The sequence below is a fragment of the Candidatus Methylomirabilota bacterium genome (genome assembly GCA_036005065.1).
GTDB lineage: Bacteria > Methylomirabilota > Methylomirabilia > Rokubacteriales > DASRDR01 > DASYQW01.
On record DASYQW010000295.1, the window covers coordinates 1 to 20,771 of the forward strand.

Annotated in this window: 22 protein-coding genes and 1 pseudogene; 5 read left to right on the forward strand and 18 right to left on the reverse strand. The window is 70.8% G+C overall.

What is annotated here, in order from left to right; genetic code table 11:
* The 4 genes and pseudogenes from VGW35_20105 to VGW35_20120 all read left to right on the forward strand — a co-directional run.
* Window positions 1-532: hypothetical protein (locus VGW35_20105; GenBank protein HEV8309974.1), on the forward strand; the 532-nt coding region annotated here is incomplete at its 5' end.
* Window positions 533-693: 161 nt separating this feature from the next.
* Window positions 694-993 carry a hypothetical protein gene (locus VGW35_20110; protein ID HEV8309975.1) on the forward strand — a complete coding sequence of 100 codons (300 nt, stop codon included), beginning with the start codon at window positions 694-696 and terminating at the stop codon, window positions 991-993.
* A 65-nt stretch (window positions 994-1,058) separates the two neighbouring features.
* Window positions 1,059-1,175: pseudogene (locus VGW35_20115) on the forward strand (glutaredoxin domain-containing protein).
* Between the two features lie 36 nt (window positions 1,176-1,211).
* Window positions 1,212-1,748, forward strand: coding sequence for a DinB family protein (locus VGW35_20120; protein ID HEV8309976.1), 537 nt, complete (start codon window positions 1,212-1,214; stop codon window positions 1,746-1,748).
* Window positions 1,749-1,862: 114 nt separating this feature from the next.
* Here the strand turns inward: VGW35_20120 and VGW35_20125 are convergent, their stop codons facing one another.
* The 10 genes from VGW35_20125 to VGW35_20170 all read right to left on the reverse strand — a co-directional run bounded on the left by VGW35_20125 (window position 1,863) and on the right by VGW35_20170 (window position 11,170).
* Complete coding sequence (locus VGW35_20125; protein HEV8309977.1) at window positions 1,863-3,119, reverse strand: phospholipase D-like domain-containing protein; 1,257 nt, start codon at window positions 3,117-3,119, stop codon at window positions 1,863-1,865.
* A gap of 67 nt (window positions 3,120-3,186) precedes the next feature.
* A complete protein-coding gene (locus VGW35_20130; protein HEV8309978.1) occupies window positions 3,187-4,137 on the reverse strand; it encodes an LLM class F420-dependent oxidoreductase in 951 nt (316 codons plus the stop codon).
* Window positions 4,134-4,970, reverse strand: a complete 837-nt coding sequence (locus tag VGW35_20135; protein ID HEV8309979.1) for a carbohydrate ABC transporter permease — start codon at window positions 4,968-4,970, stop codon at window positions 4,134-4,136. Before VGW35_20135 ends, VGW35_20130 begins: the two co-directional genes overlap by 4 nt.
* A complete protein-coding gene (locus tag VGW35_20140; protein HEV8309980.1) occupies window positions 4,967-5,872 on the reverse strand; it encodes a sugar ABC transporter permease in 906 nt (301 codons plus the stop codon). Before VGW35_20140 ends, VGW35_20135 begins: the two co-directional genes overlap by 4 nt.
* Window positions 5,873-5,924: 52 nt before the next feature.
* The gene (locus VGW35_20145) at window positions 5,925-7,265 is read right to left on the reverse strand and encodes a sugar ABC transporter substrate-binding protein (protein HEV8309981.1); all 1,341 of its coding nucleotides are present in this window, start codon (window positions 7,263-7,265) and stop codon (window positions 5,925-5,927) included.
* 104 nt (window positions 7,266-7,369) lie between these two features.
* Entirely contained in the window at window positions 7,370-8,275 is a 906-nt protein-coding gene (locus VGW35_20150; protein HEV8309982.1) for a hypothetical protein, read from the reverse strand.
* A 91-nt stretch (window positions 8,276-8,366) separates the two neighbouring features.
* The gene (locus VGW35_20155; GenBank protein ID HEV8309983.1) at window positions 8,367-9,173 is read right to left on the reverse strand and encodes a glycosyltransferase family 2 protein; all 807 of its coding nucleotides are present in this window, start codon (window positions 9,171-9,173) and stop codon (window positions 8,367-8,369) included.
* A 9-nt stretch (window positions 9,174-9,182) separates the two neighbouring features.
* Window positions 9,183-9,590: a DUF126 domain-containing protein gene (locus VGW35_20160; GenBank protein ID HEV8309984.1), complete on the reverse strand. Its 408-nt coding sequence runs from the start codon at window positions 9,588-9,590 to the stop codon at window positions 9,183-9,185.
* A complete protein-coding gene (locus VGW35_20165) occupies window positions 9,587-10,843 on the reverse strand; it encodes an aconitase X catalytic domain-containing protein (protein HEV8309985.1) in 1,257 nt (418 codons plus the stop codon). Before VGW35_20165 ends, VGW35_20160 begins: the two co-directional genes overlap by 4 nt.
* Window positions 10,844-10,900: 57 nt before the next feature.
* Complete coding sequence (locus VGW35_20170) at window positions 10,901-11,170, reverse strand: hypothetical protein (protein ID HEV8309986.1); 270 nt, start codon at window positions 11,168-11,170, stop codon at window positions 10,901-10,903.
* Window positions 11,171-11,275: 105 nt separating this feature from the next.
* On the opposite strand from VGW35_20170, the gene VGW35_20175 reads away from it, so the two are divergent.
* Window positions 11,276-12,478, forward strand: a complete 1,203-nt coding sequence (locus tag VGW35_20175) for a M20 family metallopeptidase (protein HEV8309987.1) — start codon at window positions 11,276-11,278, stop codon at window positions 12,476-12,478.
* Window positions 12,479-12,697: 219 nt separating this feature from the next.
* On the opposite strand, the gene VGW35_20180 is transcribed toward VGW35_20175, so the two are convergent.
* The 8 genes from VGW35_20180 to VGW35_20215 all read right to left on the reverse strand — a co-directional run bounded on the left by VGW35_20180 (window position 12,698) and on the right by VGW35_20215 (window position 20,675).
* Complete coding sequence (locus VGW35_20180; protein ID HEV8309988.1) at window positions 12,698-13,027, reverse strand: DUF3175 domain-containing protein; 330 nt, start codon at window positions 13,025-13,027, stop codon at window positions 12,698-12,700.
* Window positions 13,028-13,043: 16 nt separating this feature from the next.
* Window positions 13,044-13,607 (reverse strand): response regulator, encoded by a 564-nt coding sequence (locus VGW35_20185; protein ID HEV8309989.1) that lies wholly within the window; start codon window positions 13,605-13,607, stop codon window positions 13,044-13,046.
* Between the two features lie 589 nt (window positions 13,608-14,196).
* Window positions 14,197-17,121: an FAD-linked oxidase C-terminal domain-containing protein gene (locus VGW35_20190; protein HEV8309990.1), complete on the reverse strand. Its 2,925-nt coding sequence runs from the start codon at window positions 17,119-17,121 to the stop codon at window positions 14,197-14,199.
* 24 nt (window positions 17,122-17,145) lie between these two features.
* On the reverse strand, window positions 17,146-18,165 hold the full coding sequence (locus VGW35_20195; protein HEV8309991.1) for an ROK family protein: 1,020 nt from the start codon (window positions 18,163-18,165) through the stop codon (window positions 17,146-17,148).
* A 158-nt stretch (window positions 18,166-18,323) separates the two neighbouring features.
* A complete protein-coding gene (locus VGW35_20200; protein HEV8309992.1) occupies window positions 18,324-19,103 on the reverse strand; it encodes a ChbG/HpnK family deacetylase in 780 nt (259 codons plus the stop codon).
* Entirely contained in the window at window positions 19,100-19,801 is a 702-nt protein-coding gene (locus VGW35_20205; protein ID HEV8309993.1) for a HemK2/MTQ2 family protein methyltransferase, read from the reverse strand. The genes VGW35_20200 and VGW35_20205 overlap by 4 nt, the downstream gene beginning before the upstream one ends.
* A 1-nt stretch (window position 19,802) precedes the next feature.
* Window positions 19,803-20,114: a hypothetical protein gene (locus VGW35_20210; GenBank protein HEV8309994.1), complete on the reverse strand. Its 312-nt coding sequence runs from the start codon at window positions 20,112-20,114 to the stop codon at window positions 19,803-19,805.
* A gap of 9 nt (window positions 20,115-20,123) precedes the next feature.
* Entirely contained in the window at window positions 20,124-20,675 is a 552-nt protein-coding gene (locus tag VGW35_20215; protein ID HEV8309995.1) for a LemA family protein, read from the reverse strand.
* Between the last annotated feature and the right edge of the window lie 96 nt (window positions 20,676-20,771).

Below are 20,771 nucleotides of genomic sequence, written 5' to 3' on the forward strand. Positions count from 1 at the left end.
CGACTACGTCGGGCGGAGCGCGGTGGCCGACGCGCGCGCCGGGACGCCGCGAGAGCTGTTCGGCGACGCTGAGCGCGATCAAGGACCCGTGCTGTACCGGCTCCAGGTCGATGAGCCGCTCCCGTTGCCCCGGAACCTGGAGTACGCGACCCCGCTCTTCCCTCCGCGAGGGCTCCGGCGGACCGGCGTTCACCTGCCCCGGCACGTGGGGGTGGTGGCCCTCGAGACGGGCGACCTGATCCTCAGCGGGTCGGCCGGCGAGATCGATCGGCTCTACCCGGACGGTACCCTCGCGCGCGTCACCAAGCTACCGTCGGCGCGCGTGGTGGGCGTGGGCCCGAGGGGCGAGCTGTATGCAGCGGACTTCCTCGGGGGCCGGATCGTCCGCATCCTGGGGGACGGCACCGTCCAGCCGTTCGTCGAAGGCCTCGCGCGGCCGGCGGCGGTCGTCGTGCTGCCGGACGGCACCCTGTTCGTCGCCGAGGACACGAGCCGCGTCCTGCGGTTCACCCGGGCGGCGGCCGGGCAATGAACCTCCAAGCCGGAGATAGATCGGTGTGTCGCAGTAACCGGTCGCCGGCCATCGAGCGCGTGGTGCATCGAGCAGTGCTCCGAGCGGCGGCTTTGCCGCCGCCGCGACGGGAGGGCATCGGGGGGGTCTTCCGAGACCCCCCCGAAAGGACCTAGCCGGGCATGGCGCCGCGACCCCGATGGCTCTTCATCGTTCGCCAGGATCAGCGGCGACTCTACGACCACCTGCGCCAGGCGTTCGAGGGCATCGACCTGATCGAGGTGATCCTCGACCGCCGGCGGGTCGAGCGGCGCCAGGAGATGCAGCCCGTGGACGTCGATCGGCGGCGGAAGGAGCGGCGAGCTCCGCTGTCGGCGGCGGAGCAGGAGCTCTGGGGGATCGCCGGCTTCCGGCTCGTGTACCGGACGGAGGATCTGACGATCTACGAATCCGAGGGGGACGTTCCCCCGAAGGGAGAGTGACCCCGATGGGCGACCCGAGAGCCAAGCTCTACCATCGTCCCGGGTGAAGCTCCTGCGCCAAGACGCGGGAGTTGCTCGCGTCCTGGGGCGTCGCCTTCGACGCCGTCGACGTCGAGGCGGAGCCCGGCGCCCGGCAGGATCTCGAGCGGCTCGGCATCCGGCTCGTCCCCGCCGTCGTCGTCGGCGACCGGGCGGTCCACGGCTGGAACCCGCAGGGCCTGGCGGAGCTCGTCGGCGTCCGCTACGGGGCGCCGGCCCGCCTCGAGCCCGCCGAGCTCGCTCGCCGACTCGACCGGGTCCTGGCCGCCGCCCAGCGCGCGATGCGCCAGGTGCCGCCGGAGCACCTCGGCATGACCCACCCGGGCCGGGACCGCTCGGTGCGGCAGCTCGGCTACCACGCCTTCCGGCTGAGCCTCGCGTTCCGCGACGCGATGGTGAAGGGCCGGCTGCTCGAGGCCTGGCTCCAGGAAGAGGCGCCGCCCGAGCTCGGCGACGGTCCCGCCGTCGCGCGCTACGGGGAGACGGTGCGCCGCGAGCTGGGCGCCTGGCTCGGGCGCCCCGAGGCGTGCGCCGGCGTGGTCGAGACCTACTACGGCCGGCAGACGGCCCACGAGCTCCTGGAGCGCACCGTCTGGCATGCCGCCCAGCACGTGCGCCAGCTCGAGGCGCTTCTCGCCCGCATGGGCATCACGCCCGAGCAGCCCCTCACCGAGGCCGATCTGAACGGGCTTCCCCTACCGGAGCAGATCTGGTGATTTCGGGGAGAAGGCCATGCGCCGCGATGCGTCGAGCAGCGCTCCGAGCGGCGGCTGTGCCGCCGCAACCGAAGGGGGGGCATCGGGGGGTCTTCCGAGACCCCCCGAAGTGACCTAGAGCTGGCCGTCGAGCGGCACGGCCAGGAGCTCCATCAGCCGCTCCCGGAGGCCTCGGCGCCGCCACGCCCTCAGCTCGACATTCCGGGCAGAGCCCAGGTCGGTCTCGAAGACCCGCTCCAGGCGGCGCGCGACGCCCGCGTCGTACAGGACGAGGTTCAGCTCGTCGTTGAGGGCGAAGGACCGGTTGTCGAGGTTGGTGCTGCCGATCGTGGCCCAGCGGCTGTCGACGACCATCGTCTTGGCGTGGAGCAGCCCGGGCCCGTACTCGTAGATCTCGACCCCCGCCTTGAGCAGCCGCCCGAAGTGCCGCCGTCCGGCCTGGCGGACGAGGCTGTGATCGATCACGCCCGGAACCATCACGGCGACCCGGACACCGCGTCGGACGGATGCGGCGATGGCGTCGAGCATCCGATCGTCGGGAACGAAGTACGGGTTGGTGATGTAGATGGAGTGCCGCGCCGACGAGATGGCGAGCAGGAAGGTCGTGTACATGGCGAAGCTTCCGCTGGCCGGCGAGCTCCGCACCACCTGGGCATGGACCGGACCATTCGCCGGCAGGCGCGGGAAGTAGGCCTCCCCACCCAGGACCGCGCCGGTTGCCTCGAGCCAGTTCTCGGCGAACGCCCCCTGGAGGTAGTAGACGACCGGGCCCTCGACCCGGACGTCGGTCTCGCGCCAGTGCTCGGGCGTCCGTCCATCCCCCATCCAGCGCCGGCTGAGACCGGATCCTCCGGTGAATCCGATCCGGCCGTCCACGACGAGGATCCGCCGGTGGTTCCGGTTGTTCGCGCGATGCAGGGTCGTGGGCTGCAGGGGGCGGAAGCTGACGACCTCGCAGCCTGCCTGGGTCATCAGGGGCGGGTACTCGGCCGGTATCTCGAGCGCCCCGAAGGCGTCCAGCAGGACGTGGACGGCGACCCCGGCCCGACAGCGCTCGGCCAGGGCCTCGGCCAGATCGCGAGTGACGAGGCCGTCGGCCACGGAGTACTGGGCGACCGTGATCGTCCGGCGCGCCGACCGGATCGCCGCGAGCTGGGCCGGGAAGATCTCGTCGCCGTTCAGCAGGATCTCCACGCGGTTCCCGGCCACGATGGGCGCCGAGGCCAGCGCCTCGAGGGTCGGAAAGAAGGACGGCTCCCCGAGCGCCATCGACGGCAGCTCGAGGTGAGGATGCACCCGGGCGCAGGCGATCGTGGCGAGGGCGACCGTCACGGGAAGAAAGGCCCGAACGAGAAGGCGCGGTACTCCCATGCAAACCCGAAGCCTGGACTCCGGGCCAGCCGCGGCGGAGGGGGGTCTTCCGAGACCCCCGAAGCAACTAGGCGCGGACGTGCGGACGAACCTCCGCCGCGAAGCGCTCGAGGACCTCGACCATCGCGGGCAAGGTCGGCACCGAGAAGTCCAGCACGAAGTGCTGGACGCCGACCGCCACGTAGGCCCGCAGGTCCTCGACGAGCTGGGCCGGCGACCCGGTGAGTGGCATCCGCTCGGCGGTGCCACCATCCTCGAAGCGGAGCGGCCCCTTGAAGGCGACCGTGATGGCGGCGGGATCGCGCCCGGCCTCCGTCAGGAGGTCGCGGAGTCGCCGCACCTTGACCGCCAGCTCGGCGGGATGCAGGGTGACCGGGGGGCGGAGTCCGAGCGGGTGCCAGCCATCGGCCACCGCCACCACGCGACGGAGGGCGGCTTCGCTGTGCCCGCCGATCCAGATCGGGATGTGCGGCTGCCGGCGCGGGTGGGGCCGGACGCCGCCGGCCTCGGCCACCCGCGCGAATCGTCCCTCGAAGTGAAGGCGCGGCTTGGTCCAGACCTCCTTCATGAGGCGCAGGTACTCGAGCGTCCGCGCGGCGCGGTCCTCGAAGGGGACGCCCACCGCCTCGAACTCCTCCCGCCACCAGCCGATGCCCGCGCCCAGGATCACGCGCCCGTCGGAGAGGTAGTCCGCCGTCGCCAGGGCCTTGGCCGTCTGGATCGGATTGCGATAGGGGATCACCAGCACGCTCGTCCCCACGCGGATCCGCTCGGTGATCGTCGCCAGGTAGGTGACGGCCGTCAGCGCCTCGAGCCACGGCTCGTCGGGGCCGAGAGGAAAGGCTCCGGTGGGCGAGTAGGGATACGCCGAGCGACTCTGGACCGGGATCACCATGCGGTCGGTGACCCAGATGGAATCGTATCCGAGCGCCTCGGCCCGCCGGGCCAGCGTCGTGATGGCGTCACGCCCGGCGAGGAGGCCACGACCCTGGAGCGACCAGCCGAATTCGACCGTCATCCCTTGAGCCCTCCACTCCCCCACCCGGCCACGAGATGCCGCTGGACGGCCATGAAGAAGGCCAGGGCGGGAATGGTGATCAGCATCCCCGCGGCCATGATCAGGCCCCAGTCCACGACGGCGGCCGAGAACAGGTCCTGGACGCCGACCGGCAGCGTCTTGAGCTCGTCCGACGCCACCAGGATGCGCGTGAAGATGTAGTCGTTCCAGGCCAGAGTGAACGTGAAGATCGAGGTCGCGATGACCCCGGGCAGCGCCAGCGGCACCACCACGTGCCACACCGCCCGGGCGCGCCCCGCTCCGTCGACCTGGGCGGCTTCCTCGAGCTCGACGGGGATGCCGCGAAAGAACGCCCGCAGGAGCCAGAGCGAGAACGGGAGGCAGAACGACGAGTAGGACAGCACGAGGGCGAGGTGCGTGTTCACGATCCCCAGCCGGCGGGCCAGGATGTAGATGGGAATGACGATCATGATGGGCGCGAACATGTACGTGCAGAGGATCAGCTTGGCGACCGTCTCCCGCCCCGGGAAGGCGAAGCGGGTCAGGCTGTAGGCACCCGACGCTCCCACGGCCATCGTCAGGAGGACCGTGAGGCCCGACACGAGGATGCTGTTCAGGAAGTACGTGAGGAACGCGGTCTCCTCGAACAGCCGGACGAAGTTGGCCAGGGTGGGCGCCGCCGGCACCAGCGTGGGGGGCGTGGCGAACACCTCGCGGGGCGGCTTGAGCGAGGTGGAGAGCATCCACAGCAGCGGAAAGACCGCCTGGGCGGCCAGGCCCAGCGCGGCGGCGTACACGAACGCGCGCCAGAGGGGCCCCTGGAGCCGCCTCATGCCGCATCTTCCTCGCGCCAGAACAGCCGGAAGTAGACAAGCGTCGCTGCCATCAGCATCAGGAACATGATCACCGCCAGGGCCGAGCCGAGCCCGGCCTGATAGTAGGTGAAGGTCCGCATGTAGGCATAGATCGGGAGCGTGCGGATCTCGCGCCCGGCGCCGGCGCCCTCGCCCCAGAGCCACACGGTGTCGAACTTCGTGAACATCCAGATCCCGCGGAGCAGGATCACCACGAAGAGCACCGCCTTGAGCTGCGGGAGGGTGACGTGACGAAAACGCGCCCAGGCCGACGCCCCGTCCACCCGGGCCGCCTCGTAGAGCTCGGGCGGGACGGTCTGGAGCCGCGCCAGCACGCTGAGGATCACGAAGGGCGTGAACTGCCAGACGCTCATCACGATGAGGGAGGCCATGATGTAGTCGACGCTCAGCCAGACGACCGGCTGCCGGGCGAGTCCCCAGGCCACCAGGAGGTAGTCCACCAGCCCGTAGGTGTCGTTGAGCAGCCAGCGCCAGACGACGACCGCGACGATGGTCGGGATCATGTAGGGGAACAGCACGAGGGCCCGGACCGCCGTGCGTCCGGGGAAGGGCTGGTGGAGGACGAGGGCGGCCCCCACGCCCAGGGCGATCTGGAGGGCCGTCGTGCCGGCCGCATAGATCACTCCGCGCCACAGGCTGTCCCAGAACTCCTCGTCGTGCGCGACGTCGACGTAGTTCCGGAGCCCGATGAATTGCTCGGTCGGGAAGAACGAGTGCTTGTCGTGGAGGCTCAGCCAGCCCGCGTAGCCGACCGGGTAGAGGATCAGCGCCCCGATGAGGACGAGGCCCGGCAGCACTCCGAGGAAGCCGAGAGCGGCCGGCGACAGCCGGCGCCGCGGGCGACCGACCCCGGCCCGCACCCCGACCCTCTCCCCCCGGACGGAGGGAGAGGGGGTGGAGCACTCCACGGAGCTACTTCTTGAGGTATCCGGCCTTGACGAGCAGCTCCTCGACCCGCTTCTGGGCCTTGGTGGCGGCCTCGAGGGACGGCATCCCCTTCACCGAATCCAGGACCATGTCGACCAGGATGCCCGAGCCCATCACCTCGAGGAGGTAGGGCTTCCTCATGTCGTCCCACTCCATCACCAGGACGGGGCGGGTCCGGTCGGCCTTGAAGTAGGTCTCCTGCATGTCCACCCATGACCGCCACTTCTTGATGGCGGCGCTGTCGGTATATCGGGGATTCCGGTACGTGGACTTGATCATGGGGAGGAGGTGGATGGGCACCGTGTGGAGGTACCGGATGTAGTTGTCGTCCTTGTAGAAGAACTTGAGGAACTCCACCGCCTCCTCGGGATGCTTCGCCTGCTTGAAGACCATCCAGGGCTCGGAGTCGATCTGCGCCACCGACGTCTTGCCGGACGGCCCCACCACCTTGTCGGTCACCGCGAAGTGGTCGGGGTCGGCGATCTCCTTGGCCGCGTACTTTTCGATGTAGCCGGTGCCGCGGCCGTACGCCTGGTAGAGCATCGCGGCCTTGCCGTTGGCCAGGTTGGCGAAGGTATCGAGGTAGCCGTGGCTGGTCCAGCCCGGCGGGAGGACGGCGTTGAGCTTCTTGTAGAAGTCGAGCAGCTCGATCATCGGTTTCTCGACGAGCGTGGGCCGACCCTGGCCGTCGAACAGGCGTCCCCCGTTCGACCGAAGCAGCTCGCCGACCTGGATGTTCACGAAGAGGGGCTGGCCGGACAGGGTGAGCCCCCAGCGCACCACCTGGCCGTCCTTGATCTCCCTCAACGCTTCGGCCACCTGGACGAGCTCGTCCCAGGTCCGGGGCGGCTTGAGCCCCTTCTGGGCCAGTAGGTCCTTGCGGTAGACGAACACCGAGGCGGCGGCGGCATGGCCGACGCCGTAATACTTCCCCTCGAGCCGGCAGAGGTTCCGGAAGCCCTCGATCAGGTTGTCCTTGCCGAGCGATTCGACCAGGTCGTCCACCGGCCGGAGGAGCCCCTTGGCGGCGAAGGACGCGCAGGTGATGGCCTGGCCGTGGGAGGCCTCCGGGGGCGCGCCGGCGGCCAGCGCCGCGGTCAGCTTCTTCTCCAGATCGCCCCAGGCCAGGGCTTCCATCTTCACCGAGATGTCGGGGCGGACCTTTTCGAAGTCCGCGATGATCTGGTTCAGCACCGCGATGGTCTGCGGCTCGGTCTCGGTATGCCAGATCCGGACCGCCTTCTTGTCCTGGGCGTCCGCCTGGACGGCGGAGACGAGCAGGCCCACTGCCACGACCAGCCCGAGGATTCGAGTCGTGCGCGCCATGGATCGTCCTCCTTCGTGCTCGGCGACTGCGGCGTTCGCGGGGCTGGCGAAATCTTCCATTGGGCCTGCCGACGTTGTCAAGCGGCGGCGGATCACGGCGGCGATCAGGGCTTGAGACGGCGCAGCAGCGCCTCGATCACGTCGGCGATGAGCTGTCGCTCCCGCCCGAGCGTGGCGTGGCGCTCGCCCAGCTCCCGCAGCGCCCGGTCCTGCTCGGCGTGCTGCCGGGTCAGGGTCCGGTAGGCCAGGCGCAGCTCCTCGTGTTCGCGGCGCAGGCGCTCGTGGGCCTCGCGCAGGTCCTGGAGCAGGGGGCCGGGGTCGGCCCCGTCCGCGGGGACCGCGGTCTCGGCCCGATCCTCGCGACGGTCGTCCTGGTAGGCCCGGGCGAAGGCGCGCTGGAGTGAGGCCCGGGTGGACGTCACGACGTTGATCCGGTACCCGGTCGAGGCCGCCAGCTCCGCGACGATCGCGTCATCCGTCGGGTCGTCGATGGCCACCGTGATGCTGTTTCCGATCTCGGCGATCGGGACGACGTGGTGGGTCTCGGCGTAGCGCTTGTTGACGAGCTTGGTCAGGCCGCGGTGAATGGCGACCCGATCGAGGTCGAGGTACGGAACGTTGAGCTGCGTGCAGAGCGCCTGCTTCAGTTCCTCCTCGGAGACCAGGCCCAGCTCGAGCAGCGCGTCACCGAGGCGAAGCCCGCTCGACCGCTGGTGCTCCAGCGCGGCGTCGAGCTGGGCCTCGGCGAGACGGCCGGTGCGCACCAGGAGGTCCCCGAGCCGCGGGCGCTTCCGGTACTTGTCGAGGACGAAGTCGAGCTGCCGTTGCGTGATGAGGCCGCGATCGACGAGGATCTGGCCGACCGGGACGTGCTGCGGGAGCTCGGGCTGGGCCCGGAGCGCCTCTTCCAGCTGGGCCTCGCTCACGAGCCCCTCCTCGATCAGGAGGCGGCCGAGCGGGGCGTCGCCGGCCGCGCTCTCGTGACGGGCGGGAATTTCAGCCGTGGCCATGTCCGACACCTCGGTCCGCTGCGGGATACGGAAGATACTTTCAGGATAGCTCGGGGGGCCCGCGCCGTCCCAGGGAAATCGGGGCGGCGCCTCAGCCCTGTCCGCGGAGGACGGTGGCGGGCGCGTCGTGCCGGAGCTTCAGGTATTTCCGGTACGTGTAGTCGAAGGCGTACCGGCCGAGAACCCACCCCAGCGACCCATCCCGCCACCCGCCCTTCGCGACGTACCACTTCACGAAGGCCGCCACCGCCCGGAGATAGATCTCGAGCCAGCCCGCCGTCACCCCTCGCGCCCGGAGGTCGCGGGCGGCCAGGGCGGTGTACCGATCGAGCTTGGCGTACAGGTCGTCGACCGAGTCGCAGGAATAGTGGGCGATGGAGCCCGGCATCCGGGCCACCGACGCGAACCCCTTGGGGCTCTCGTGGACCGGGCGGCTCCCGCTCCCGAAGCCGCCACGATCCTTCCGCAACAGCCGGATCGGATAGTCCGGGCTCTTGATGGGATAGAACGCGTGCACCTCACGGTTCAGGAAGAACCAGCGCCGGCGGACACGGAAGGCATCGGGGCGCGTCTGCTCCAGCCGGAAGCCATTCCGCTTGAGGCGCTCGAGCCCGTGCACCAGCTCGGCGTCCGCCAGCTCGTCCGAGTCCAGGCACAGGACCCAGGGATGCCGGCACAGATCGAGGGCGAAGGCTCGCTGGGTGGAGAAGCTGTCGAGCTGCCGCACCGTGAAGCGGGCGCCGTGCCGGGCCGCGATGTCCCGCGTCGCGTCGTGACTCCCCGAGTCCACGATGACCAGGTCGTCGACGAGCTCGCGGACGGAGGTCAGGACCGCGTCGAGATGGCGCTCGCTGTTGTAGGTCAGGACGTACCAGGACAGGGGTTCCGCGCCGCTCACCCTATCCTCTCAGGCCAGGCGCTCGACGACACCGCGGCCCGGCGACATGCGCACGCGATCCCCGGTGGCCAGCACCGTGAAGGGGTCGGGCGCCACCCGGTGCATCACCGGGATGCCGGCCAGGACGAGTCCCTGGACCATCACCGGGTTGGTGCGCCCGAAGAGCAGGCCGGCCGGCGCCACTCCGCGCCGGGCCAGGGCAAGGAACGCCCAGCCCGCCGCCACCCCGCCCTGGACCGCCGGGAAGTAGACGATCTTGCCGGCCAGCGAGCGCCCTTCCAGGGCGTGGCCCGGCCGCGAGACCACACCCGTTTCCCGGTCCATGTCGTAGCGGATGCTGAAGGTGTCGCGGGAGAGCACGAGCTCTCCGGCGACGTCGGGTCCGAAGCCGGGCGGGGCGCAGAGGACGGCCGTCACCGCATCCGCCCTTCGGCCGGCAGGCGCCCGGTCACCGCCGCCTCCACGCAGACGGCGGTCGATCTCAAGATGGGGTGGAGCCGGTAGCCGCCGATGATGTTGGCGACCTTGGCGGAGTTGGTCAGGACGTTCTTCCATCCGAAGGCCGCCGCCATCCGCCCGGGCTCCATGATGTACCAGCACACCCCGGCCAGGACGTGACCGCCGGCTTCCTCGATCGCCCGGACGTAGCCGAGACGCGCCGCCGCCTCGCGATTCTGGAAGTTGGTGGTGACGATGAGGGCCGTGTTGGAGTGAACCGCGCGGCCGGCCAACCGCTCGGCGATCTCCGCGAGCTCGAACACCGACAGCTGGGGTCCGGAAAACACGACCACGTCGATCTCGGCGCGGTCCTCGGGATAGCTCCGGTAGAAGGCGTCGAGCTCGACGTCGCCCACGACGTGAGTCGCCTCGGGCGGCTTGCCCCGGAAGGCCTCCGCCCGGTCGCGGGCCTCCGGCGTCACGCCCACCATGTGATACATCGCGCACGACCCGTAGGAAGCGAGCGCGGCGCCGAAGTGCTTGAGCTCGTCGCCGCTCGGGCTCGCCCGCAGTCCCGTCACGACCGGGACCTTCCAGTAGTCGAGCGTGCGCCGGCCCACGATCCCGCCGAGCGCGCCCCAGTCCGCGTAATCCCGCGGCTCGCAGCGGACCTCGAACTGGAGGCTCCCTCCGCGCTGGGCGTCCAGATGGTAGCCGTAGGCCGGGGTGACGCCGGTGAGGCCGGCGCCCACCGCGGCCGGGCCGGCTTCGTAGTTGGTGCGCGCCCCGGCGACCGAGTTGGCCCACACCACCGTGCCGGTGTCGCCCCAGGCCAGATGCTCACCGAACTGAGGCTGGTAGACGGTCTGGTAGTTGATGCAGGTGTCCACCTGGAGAGCGCCGAGCGCGCGCAGGTTCGCGCAGAGCCGCCCCTCGGCCGCCACCAGCTCCGGGCGCTGGCGCACCGCCGCGGCGCGCTCGAAGTCGACGCAGCGCGCGTTGGTCGTCACCGGCACCGCGAAGCGGGCGCCCTGCTTGACGAGGCCCTCGATGAAGGCGAACCCGGCCTCGTCCATGACTTCCATGTCGCCCATCATGTGAACGTTCCGGACGGAGACGAAGCGCTCCGCGCCGAAGAACTCGCCCACGGCGATCTGCTGCTCGATGGCGGCGCGCACCGCCTCGCCCAGCCCGCCGTCCCGCATCCGCCGTTCGCGCTCGGTCAGCCGCACCGGTCACTCCTCTCGGACCAGCTCAGTCGACGGGGACGGGCGGGCCGGGCGAGCGCCTCAGGTCTCGCAGAATCGGTCGATCAGGTCCCCGATCCAGCCGCGGGTCTCCTCGATCAAGTCCTCTCCGACGGCCGCGTCGTGCGCGCTCCCCTCCCCCTTTTCGATCTGGTGGATCAGCCGCTCTTCCACGGCGCGCAGGAAGACGCGCAGGTCCTCCCGGGACACCGGCCCGTAGTCGCCGCTCCCCGCCCGGTCGACGAACGCCTCCAGGCCGATCGGCTCCTCGTCAGTCTGGAGTTCCCAGTAGATCTCGGACAGACGGTCCATCCGGCGCCATCTTAGCCCCCGCGGCGCAAGCGCGGCAATCCCCCGCTGGAGCGCGGCGGCGGTCCGGGCTTGACTTCGAAATGGCGGGATATATGGTCTAGAGCCATGGATCCCCCGACGTTGCTCGACGAAGCTCGGCAAGCGTTCGACGACACGGTCCGCCTGCGCCGCCGCATCCACCGCCATCCCGAGGTCGGCCTGCACCTGCCGGGCACGCAGCAGGCAGTGCTCGAGGCGCTGGCCGGGCTGCGCCTCGACGCGCGCCCCGGCGAGCGACTCTCGTCGGTCGTGGCAGTCCTCGACGGCGCCTCCCCGGGGCCCACGATCCTGTTGCGAGCCGACATGGATGCGCTCCCGATCCTCGAGTCCACCGGCCTCGCGTTCGCGTCGGAGGTCGACGGCGTCATGCACGCCTGCGGTCACGACGCTCATGTGGCCATGCTCCTGGGTGCGGCCCGGCTGCTCGCCACCCATCGCGATCAATTGGCCGGGCGCGTGCTCTTCGCGTTCCAGCCGGGCGAGGAAGGCTACGCGGGCGCCAAGTTGATGATCGAGGAAGGCCTGCTGGAGCGGGATGGCACCCCGACCGCGGCGTTCGCGCTCCATGTCTCCCCCACCGACCCGCCGGGCGAGATCTCCACGCGGCCCGGACCGCTGATGGCCTCCGGAAGCGGACTCGAGATCGTCGTGCGCGGTCGTGGGGGGCACGCCTCCGAGCCCCACGATTGCCTCGACCCCATCCCGATCGCCTGCGAAATCGTCCAGGCACTGCAGGCCTATGTCACCCGGCGGGTCAACGTGTTCGACCCCGCCGTCGTCACGATCACCCGGATCGAGGCGGGCACGACGGGGAACGCGATCCCCGGGGCCGCCAGCCTGCTCGGCACGATCCGCACCGTCTCGGAGGACACCCGGACCCGGCTCTTCGATGGGGTGCGTCGCCTGGCCGAGGGCATCGCCCTCGCCCACGGGGCCGAGGCGGAGGTCAGGCTGCGCACAGGATATCCGGTCCTCGTCAACGACGTCGAGGTGACCGACATCGTGGCCGAGGTCGCCCGTCATCTGCTGGGGCCCGACCGGGTCAAGATCTTGCCGGCTCCGGTGATGCCGAGCGAAGACTTTTCGTACATCCTCCAGCGCGTCCCCGGCGCGATGGTCTTCCTGGGGGCGCGGCCCGATCGAGAGGCGCCCGCGGCTCCCGTTCACTCCAGCCTCATGATCCTCGATGAAGCCGCGATGATCGCGGGGAGCGCCCTTCACGCGGCCGTGGCGCTCCGGTTCCTCGATCCGGACCGGGCAAGGCGCTGACGACTTTCACCCGGGCCTAGCCAGAGCGCTTCGCGTGGGCGATGGTCGCGCCAAGCGAACCCGCGCCCGCAATGGACCAGCAGCCGGCGGGCGAGCCGTGGCCTCCCGACGGTTCGGGACGTCGGTCGGGTGGGACGGTGAAGCCGGATCAGGTTCAGGCGAGGGCAAGCGGGCTGTGACGCTGCGCCCGGCGGCTTCGCCGGGCAGCCGCGCCCCGGGCTACGCCGCGCGCGTCGAGCGCTGGCGGGGCTCCCGGCCGAAGACCTTTCGCAGCTCGTCCCTCGCCGCCTCGAGCCGCCGGCGGTCCTGGCCGGAGAGGTTCCGGCCGGTGCGATTGATGTACAGGTTCAGCATGGACATGGCGGATTGGAACTTCGTGCCCTTGGTGCGGCGGCTCTTGAGAACCGAGGCCTTCAACGCCCGCGCGATCCCCCGGGGCGACCGTTTGAAGATCCCGGCCGGAAGATCCATCGCGTTCGAGGTCTCCCGCACTCGCTGGACCCAGCTCCGGCCGGCCGCCTTCCGCTTCGTCCGCTTGGCTCGTGTCACGCGGGCACCTCCCTCCTCACGAGCCGAGTCCGGGCCGGGGTGGCCGCGGCCCCTCAGGAGGCGGGCTCGGCGGCCGCCGGTGACCGTGCAGGATCCGCTGGAGCGCGGCCACGAGGTCGGCCTCCGCGATGGGCTTGGCCAGGTGGCCTGCGAACCCTTCCGTCCACGTGCGGGCGTAGTCGCGATCGGCCGAGAGCGCGGTGAGGGCGATGACGGGAATGTGCGCCCAGCTCGGGTTGAGCCGCATCCGCTGGACAAACGTGAAGCCGTCCATGACGGGCATCATGAGGTCGAGGAGGATCGCGTGGGGACGCGTCTGCTCGAGGACATCGAGCGCCTGCCGGCCGTGCTCGGCGAGAAGGACCCGCGCGCCGAGGCTGGTCAGCATGCGTCGCAGGAGCTCGCGGCTGTCGGCGTTGTCCTCGACGACCAGGAGGGTGAGCGCCTTGAGGGGCCGCCGCGCCGGGCTCGGCTGCGCGCTTGGCTTGGTTTCGCGACGCCGATGCGTCGCCTGATCCGGGCGGAGTCGGAACCGACGCCGGCCGGGGCCGGCGTGGAGGATCAGGGCGCGCGCGAACATCAGCCTTCCTCCGCCCTCCCGCCCGCGAAGCTGTCGGCGTCGTTACGAGTGCCGTTGATTAATCGCTAACAGCTTTGAGGCTGACCGTCAAGAGGGGCGCTTGGCGGCAACGGAGGGGCGCTTTCGCGAGCGCTTCTTGATCGTCCCGCGGGATTTCCGCGCCGGCGGGGACACCGGACAGTGGACGTGCTCAGGACCGGCGTCGCCCCGCACGTACCCCGTGCCGGCGGCGATGGGTCGGGCACATCGCGAACACGTAAGCTTCTCGTCCATCACGCTCAGGGTACTTCGGCTCATCGCCCGACCCTTCCACGACCGGCCGAAGTCCGCTCACTTCCATCGCAAGGCCGATACCAAATCGGATCCATATGACTCTCAGATAGGAGCAGGGATGATGCCAAAAAAGGGTGAGGTGAAGTGTGACGCGACGTTAAGGCGATGAGGCGGACTCGCACGCCGTCTAGGGGTCGATCAGATCCTGGCCGTCGCGAACCGCCGGTGGCGAGATCCTGACCGCCATCGGCCCTGCCGGTGCGTCGCGCCGTCTCTCGAATTGACGGCGCGCGGCGGCTCGCCATCGCCGCCGCAACTATCGGCCCGGCCGCGCGACAGCCTCCCAGAGGAGCTCGGCCGGGTGCTGCGCCTGACGCCCCGTCGTGTGCTCGATCTGCTGCCGGCAGGAAATCCCGGGAGCGCACACGAAGGCCTCGGTCCCTGCCGCCTTGACCGCCGGCACGAGCCGCCGCCCGGCGATCGCGAGCGACAGATCGTAGTGCTCGGCCTCGAACCCGAACGAGCCCGCCATGCCGCAGCAGCCGGCATCCACTTCGGTCACCGCGTATCCCGCCGCCTTCAGCACGGCCACGGTGGGGGCGGTGCCGACGAGCGCCTTCTGGTGGCAGTGGCCATGGAGCACCGCGGCCCGGCCATTGGCGCTCGCGTCGGCGAACGCGGGCTTCCGCCCGGAAGCCCACTCCCGCTGGAGGAACTCCTCGAGCAGGAGGCTCTGCCCGGCGACCAGCCGCGCGTCGGCCGACCGGAGGAGATCCACGTACTCGTCGCGGAGGGTCAGGAGGCACGATGGCTCCAGGCCGACGATCGGGAGCCCCTGGCGCGCGAATCCGGCGAGCCGCCCGACGTTGTAGGCGGCGAGATCCCGCGCGCCGGCCAGCAGGCCCTTGGAGATCATCGGACGCCCGCAGCAGCGCCGGTCCGGGAGGACGACGCGGTACCCGCTCGCCTCCAGGAACCGCGTGGCGGCGATCGCCACGCCCGGGGTCTGGTAGGTATTGAAGGTGTCGGGAAAGAGGACCACGGCGCCCCGCTCCCCCGTCTTCTCGGGTCGGTGGCGGGCGAACCACGTGGTGAACGGCGTCCGGGCGAACGCCGGCAGCGGCCGCCGCCGGTCGATGCCGGCCAGGCGCTCCAGCAGCCAGCGGGCGGGGAGCGAGCGCGCGACCCAGTTCGACACCGGGGCCAGGGCCGACCCGGCGCGAGCGAGGCCGTGGATGTGCCCGAAGAGGCGGTTCCGGAGCGGAAGGCCGTGCCGGCGGTAATAGTGCGCGAGGAATTCGTACTTGAGCTTCGCCATGTCGACGTTGGCGGGGCACTCGGCCTTGCACGCCTTGCACTCGAGGCAGAGGTCCAGCACCTCGTAGAGCCGCCGGCCGGTGAAGTCGGCGGCCGGCACTTTCCCGGAGAGCACGGCCCGAAGGGCGTTGGCCCGACCCCGAGTGGAGTGCTCCTCGTCGAGCGTCGCCATGTACGAGGGGCACATGGTCCCTTCGAGCTTCTTGCGGCAGACCCCGATGCCATTGCACATCTCGACGGCGGCCGCGAAGCCGCCCTGGGCCGAGAAGTCGAGGAGCGTCTCGGGCTCCCAGGTCCGGTAGGCCGGGCCGTAACGGAGGTGCTCCGTCATGGGCGGGGCGTCGACGATGTTGCCCGGGTTCAGGAGGCCCTTGGGGTCGAAGGCCCGCTTCACCTGGCGGAAGGCGTCGTAGAGCCGGGGGCCGTAGAGCCGCTCGTTGAAGGGGCTGCGGGCGCGCCCGTCCCCGTGCTCTCCCGAGAGCGCGCCGCCGAACTCGAGGACGAGCGCCGTGATCTCGTCGGCGATCGCCTGCGTCTTCCGGATCTCGGCCGCGTCCTTCAGGTTGATGAGCGGACGAATGTGCAGGCAGCCGACGGAGCAGTGCCCGTAGTAGCCGGCGGCGGCGTCGTGACGGGCCAGGATCTGCCGGAAGCGCGCGATGAAGGCCGGCAGCTTGACCGGGTCGACCGCGGTGTCCTCGACGAAGGCGATCGGCTTCTTGTCGCCCTTGAGCCCGAGGAGGAGCCCGAGGCCCGCCTTCCGAAGCTTCCAGATCGACTGCTGGGCAGCCGGCTCGAAGGCGAGGTGGGCGGCGTACCCGATCCGCTTCCGCGCCCGCAGCGCCTCCAGAGCCTCGACCTTCGCCCGGACCTCTGCTTCGCTGTCCGCCGCGTACTCGACGAGCATGATCGCCTGGGGGTCACCCTGGACGAAACCCATCCGCTGCCGCTGCTCGATGTTCTGACGGGCAAGATCGAGGATGAGCTTGTCGGTGAGCTCGACCGCGTAGGGGCCCGTCGTCAGGATGTCCTGGGACGACTCCAGAGCCTCCTCCAGGCTCGCGTAATGGATGACGTCGAGCGCGGTGTGCTTCGGCTTGGGGACGAGCCGCACCTTGAGCTCGACCACCACGACCAGCGTCCCTTCCGAGCCGACCGCGAGCCGCTGGAGGCCGAACGGCCGAGGCGTCCCGTTCTTCGGCACGAATTCGTCGAGATTGTAGCCGGAGACGCGACGGAGGATCTTCGGGTAGCGCGCCCGGATCTCCTCCGCGTGCTGGGCCGTGAGCCGCCGAACCTCGCGGTAGATCGACCCCTCGAGCCCGTCGGCGCGGCACTTCGCCTCGAGCTCGGCCGGGGCGAGGTCGCGCAGCACCACCTCGGAGCCGTCGGCCAGCAGGCAGCGGAGCTCGAGCACGTGGTCGATGGTCTTCCCGTAGGCAATCGAGTGAGAGCCGGCCGAGTTGTTGCCGCTCATCCCGCCGAGGGTGGCCCGGTTCGAGGTCGAGGTGTCGGGGCCGAACAGGAGCCCCAGGGGGCGGACGTGGGCGTTCAGCTCGTCCTGGACGAGCCCCGGCTGGACGCGGCACCAGAGCTCCTCCCGATTCACCTCGAGGACACGGCTCATGAACTTCGAGAAATCGAGGACGACCGCGTGGTTGACCGCCTGCCCGGCCAGGCTCGTCCCGCCCCCGCGCGGGAGCACCGGGACGTTGTAGCGGTTGGCGAGCTCGAGGACCGCGTGGACGTCGGCGGCCGACCGGGGCAGTACCACCCCGATCGGTTCGACCTGATACATCGACGCGTCGGTCGCGTACAGCAGGCGGGAGTAGTCGTCGAAGCGGACCTCGCCGGCGACGACCTTCCGGAGCTCGCGCTCGAGGTCGCTTCCCGCCTTGCCGTTCGCCGGGCCGGGAGGGTTCATCAATCAAGCCCTTCGGAGTCGGCCTCATTGTCGCATACCCCGAGAACCGCCACCAACCGCGCCACGGTCCGCTTCGTGGAGGAAGAGCGCCGCCGGCCCGCGGATCGACGTCGTCTTGGTCTGGCGCACGATGACCACCCGGGCGGCCCGGTAGGCGCCCTCGAAGGCGTAGGCGCGCGTCCAGCGCCGCACGTCCTCGAGATGCGTCTCGAGCGACCGGGCCACGCCCCCCGTGAGGACGATCGCCTCGGGATTGAGCCCGTTCAGGATGCCTCCGAGCCCGGCCCCGAGCGCCTGGCAGACACCGTCCACCAGCTGCCCGGCGAGCGCGTCACCGGCCTGCGCCGCCGCGAAGACGTGGCGGGCCGTGAGCGTCTCCAGCCTCGCGCCGGCCAGCTCGAGGAGCGGCGACGGCGGTCGGCCGGCCAGTGCCTCACGCGCCTGGTCGGCGATGTCCGGTCCCGCCACGTACGCCTTGAGACACCCGCGAGAGCCGCAGAAGCACGGCCGGCCGTCGAATTTCACGGTGACGTGCCCGAGCTCGCCGCCGTACCCCGAGGCGCCCCGCACGATGTCGCCGTCGAGGTAGATGCCGCCTCCGACGCCCGTGCCGAGCGCCAGCAGGACGAAGGACCGGAGCTCCCGGGCGACGCCGAAGCGGGCCTCGCCGAGGGTGAGGGCGTTGACGTCGTTGTCGAGGACGGTGGGAAGCCGCGTCTCTGCCGCCACCAGCTCGGCCAGCGGCGCGCCGGCCAGCTCCGGAAGATTCTGGACGTCGTCGCCGATCCGGCCGGCGGCGGCATCCACGGCGCCCGGCACCCCGATGCCGCAGCCGGCGAGCGCGAGCCCGGCTGCGGCGGCTCGAGCGCGCGCCTCGGCGAGGAGGCCGAACAGCGTCTCGAGCACGGTCCCGGGACCCCGGCCGAGCGTCGGGGCCTCGGTCGCCCAGCGGACCTCGCCGCTCGGGGTGACCACGCCGACCCCGATGGTCGTGCCGCCGACGTCGGCGCCGATGACGGCCACCTCGGCGGGCACGCCCCTCACGCGCCGGTCACGTTCGGATCAGGGCCCGCGAAAGAGCGGCCCTCGCGCGCACGAGACGTGATACCTCCCGACAGCATAGCCCGCTCCGAGCGGCGGCTGTGCCGCCGCAACGATCCTGGGGGAGGCCTCGGACGGGGTGTTCCGACACCCCCTCCGATTCAACTCAGGGGGGCCGGCAGGGTCCCGAAGTGACAGAGCCGGATGTCGAGCCGCTCGAGCGTGGCTCGCGCCTCGGCATCGCACAGCGCGCGGAGCTCGGTCTCGCGCTGCCGGCCATAACGGCTGTAAGCCAGCGCCTCGTCGTAGTACCCCGGATGACACATGAGCTCGGTGATGCCGACCGGAAGTACCGCCAGGGTGTCGAGAAGGCGTTCGGGTGTCCAGTAGGGCTCGACGCTGTCGCCACCGAGGAAGTGATCCGGTGTCCGGGCCCCGTGGCGGCGGAGGCCGTCCCGGAAGCCGGGGTCCTGGCTCCGGAGGGGCAGGCGCGCCGCGAGCGCCACGCCGAGGACGATCTCCCCGACCCGGCGGAGGCGGTGGACGTGATGATGGCTGTCCAGGTGGGTCGGCCCCCGGCCGAAGCGTCGGCCGAAGGCTTCGAGCTGGGCTTCCACCTCGCGACGCACTTCGTCGGGTTGGGCGCGCCCGTCGATCTCCTCCGGGTCGCGCAAGAAGCGACCCTCGGGACCGACGAGCGACGGCACCGCCGCCGCCGGCGAGACCGGCGTGCCCCAGGTCAGGTTGACGTGGAGCCCGATCCCCAGCCCTCGAAGCGCGGAGGCCTCGGCGTCGAGATCGGGCTGCGGCGCGAGGTTGACGAGGGTGGTGGTGCTGGTGACCACGCCGCGGCGGTGAGTCTCCAGGATCCCGCGGCTGACTCCGGTGGTGAGCCCGAAGTCGTCCGCGTTGACCACGAGGAGGCGCGAGGCGCCGCTCACCGCCGGCGGCGGCCCTCGAGCACCAGCCGCTCCACGGTCGTGGGGATGCCGCGCGGCAGAGTCCCCTCGAGGTCGTGCGCCCGGATGTGCTCCAGGCGCTCGTAGCCGAGACGGGGGAAGCCCTGGGTCTCGCGGGCCATGATCCGCGGCTCGAGCCCGGCAGCCTCGAGCTTCCCGAGCCCCTGTCGCACGCCGAGGAACGCGAAGATCGAGAAGCGGAGCCGGCCTCCGGGCTCGAGGTGCGCGGGCGCGCCGGCGATGACGCGATCGAGCACCGCCCAGCCGTCCAGCCCGCCGTTGTCGGCCCGCGCCATCCAGTCGTCCCGCTCCCGCTCGGGCGGGGTCGGCATCTGGGGCGCCCCCGAGACGATGAGGTCGAAAATCTCCCCCCGGACCGGGTCGTAGCCGTCTCCCAGCCGCGCCTCCACCCGATCCCCGACGCCGTTCAGCGCGGCGTTCTGGCTCGTCAGGGCCACGGCTTCGGGGACGACGTCGGTCGCCACCACGCGCTTGGCGTGGCGCGCGGCCAGGATGGCGGCGAAGCCGGCTCCGGTCCCCAGGTCCAGCACCTCGTCCCCGTCTCTCACGTCGAGGTGCCGGAGCAGCAAGAGCGAGCCCGGCTTCGGGGCCTGGGCCCCGTCGGCCAGGCGGAAGACGGCGCCCTCGTAGAGGAAGAGGAGGGTGCCGGCCTCCGGCATGCTACTTGCCGAGGACCTTGCGGAAGTAGGTCCGCATCTCCTCTTTCAGGAGCGAGAGCGCGCCGGAGTCCGTCACCGCGTCCTCCAGCATTTCGAGATCGAGCCGCAGGGGATTGGGCTCCTTGCGGATGCCGTCCAGCTCGACCGTGAACACGCACTGCTCGTCGGACTCGGTGAAGACGGCCCGGGCCTTCTTGAAGGTCCCCTCTTCCCGCGCCACCTGCTCGATGGCCTCGTGGAGGACTCGGACGATCCCCTCCTGGCTGCCGGCCGGCACCGTGCCAAACCCCGTCGTGAGCTTGATCTCTGCCATCGCTGCCGCCTAGAAGCGAACCTGGGGCACGGCGCGCTCACCCGCCTCCTGGATCTCGAAGAACTCGCGCCGCTGGAAGTTGAACATCCCCGCCACGATGTTCGACGGGACGCTCTGGATCCGCGTGTTCAGGTCGCGCACCACGGCGTTGTAGGCCTGGCGCGACCCGGCGATCGCGTTCTCGGTTTCGGCCAATGACTGCTGGAGGCTCAGGAAGTTCTGGTTGGCCTTGAGCTCCGGGTAATTCTCCGCCACCGCGAGGAGCCCGCGCAAGGCCTGGGTGAGCATCCCCTCGGCCTGGGCGGACTGGGCCGGCGTGGTGGCCGCCATCGCCCGGCTGCGCGCTTCGGCGACCTTCTCGAAGACGCCGCGCTCGTGGGCGGCGTAGCCTTTGACGGTTTCCACCAGGTTCGGGATCAGGTCGTGGCGCCGCTTGAGCTGGGTATCGATGTCCGACCACGCTTCGTCGGAACGGACGCGCAAGCGGACCAGTCCGTTGTAGATGCTGACCCCGATGAGAACGACCAACACCGCGAGACCGAGGACGACCCAGAGCGCCATGGTCCCTCCCTTCGGACAGAGTTCAGGCGTGGTCGACGGCCGTATCTTAGCCGAAGGCCGCGGGAGGCGAAAGGCGAACGCGAGCCGACGGGCGCC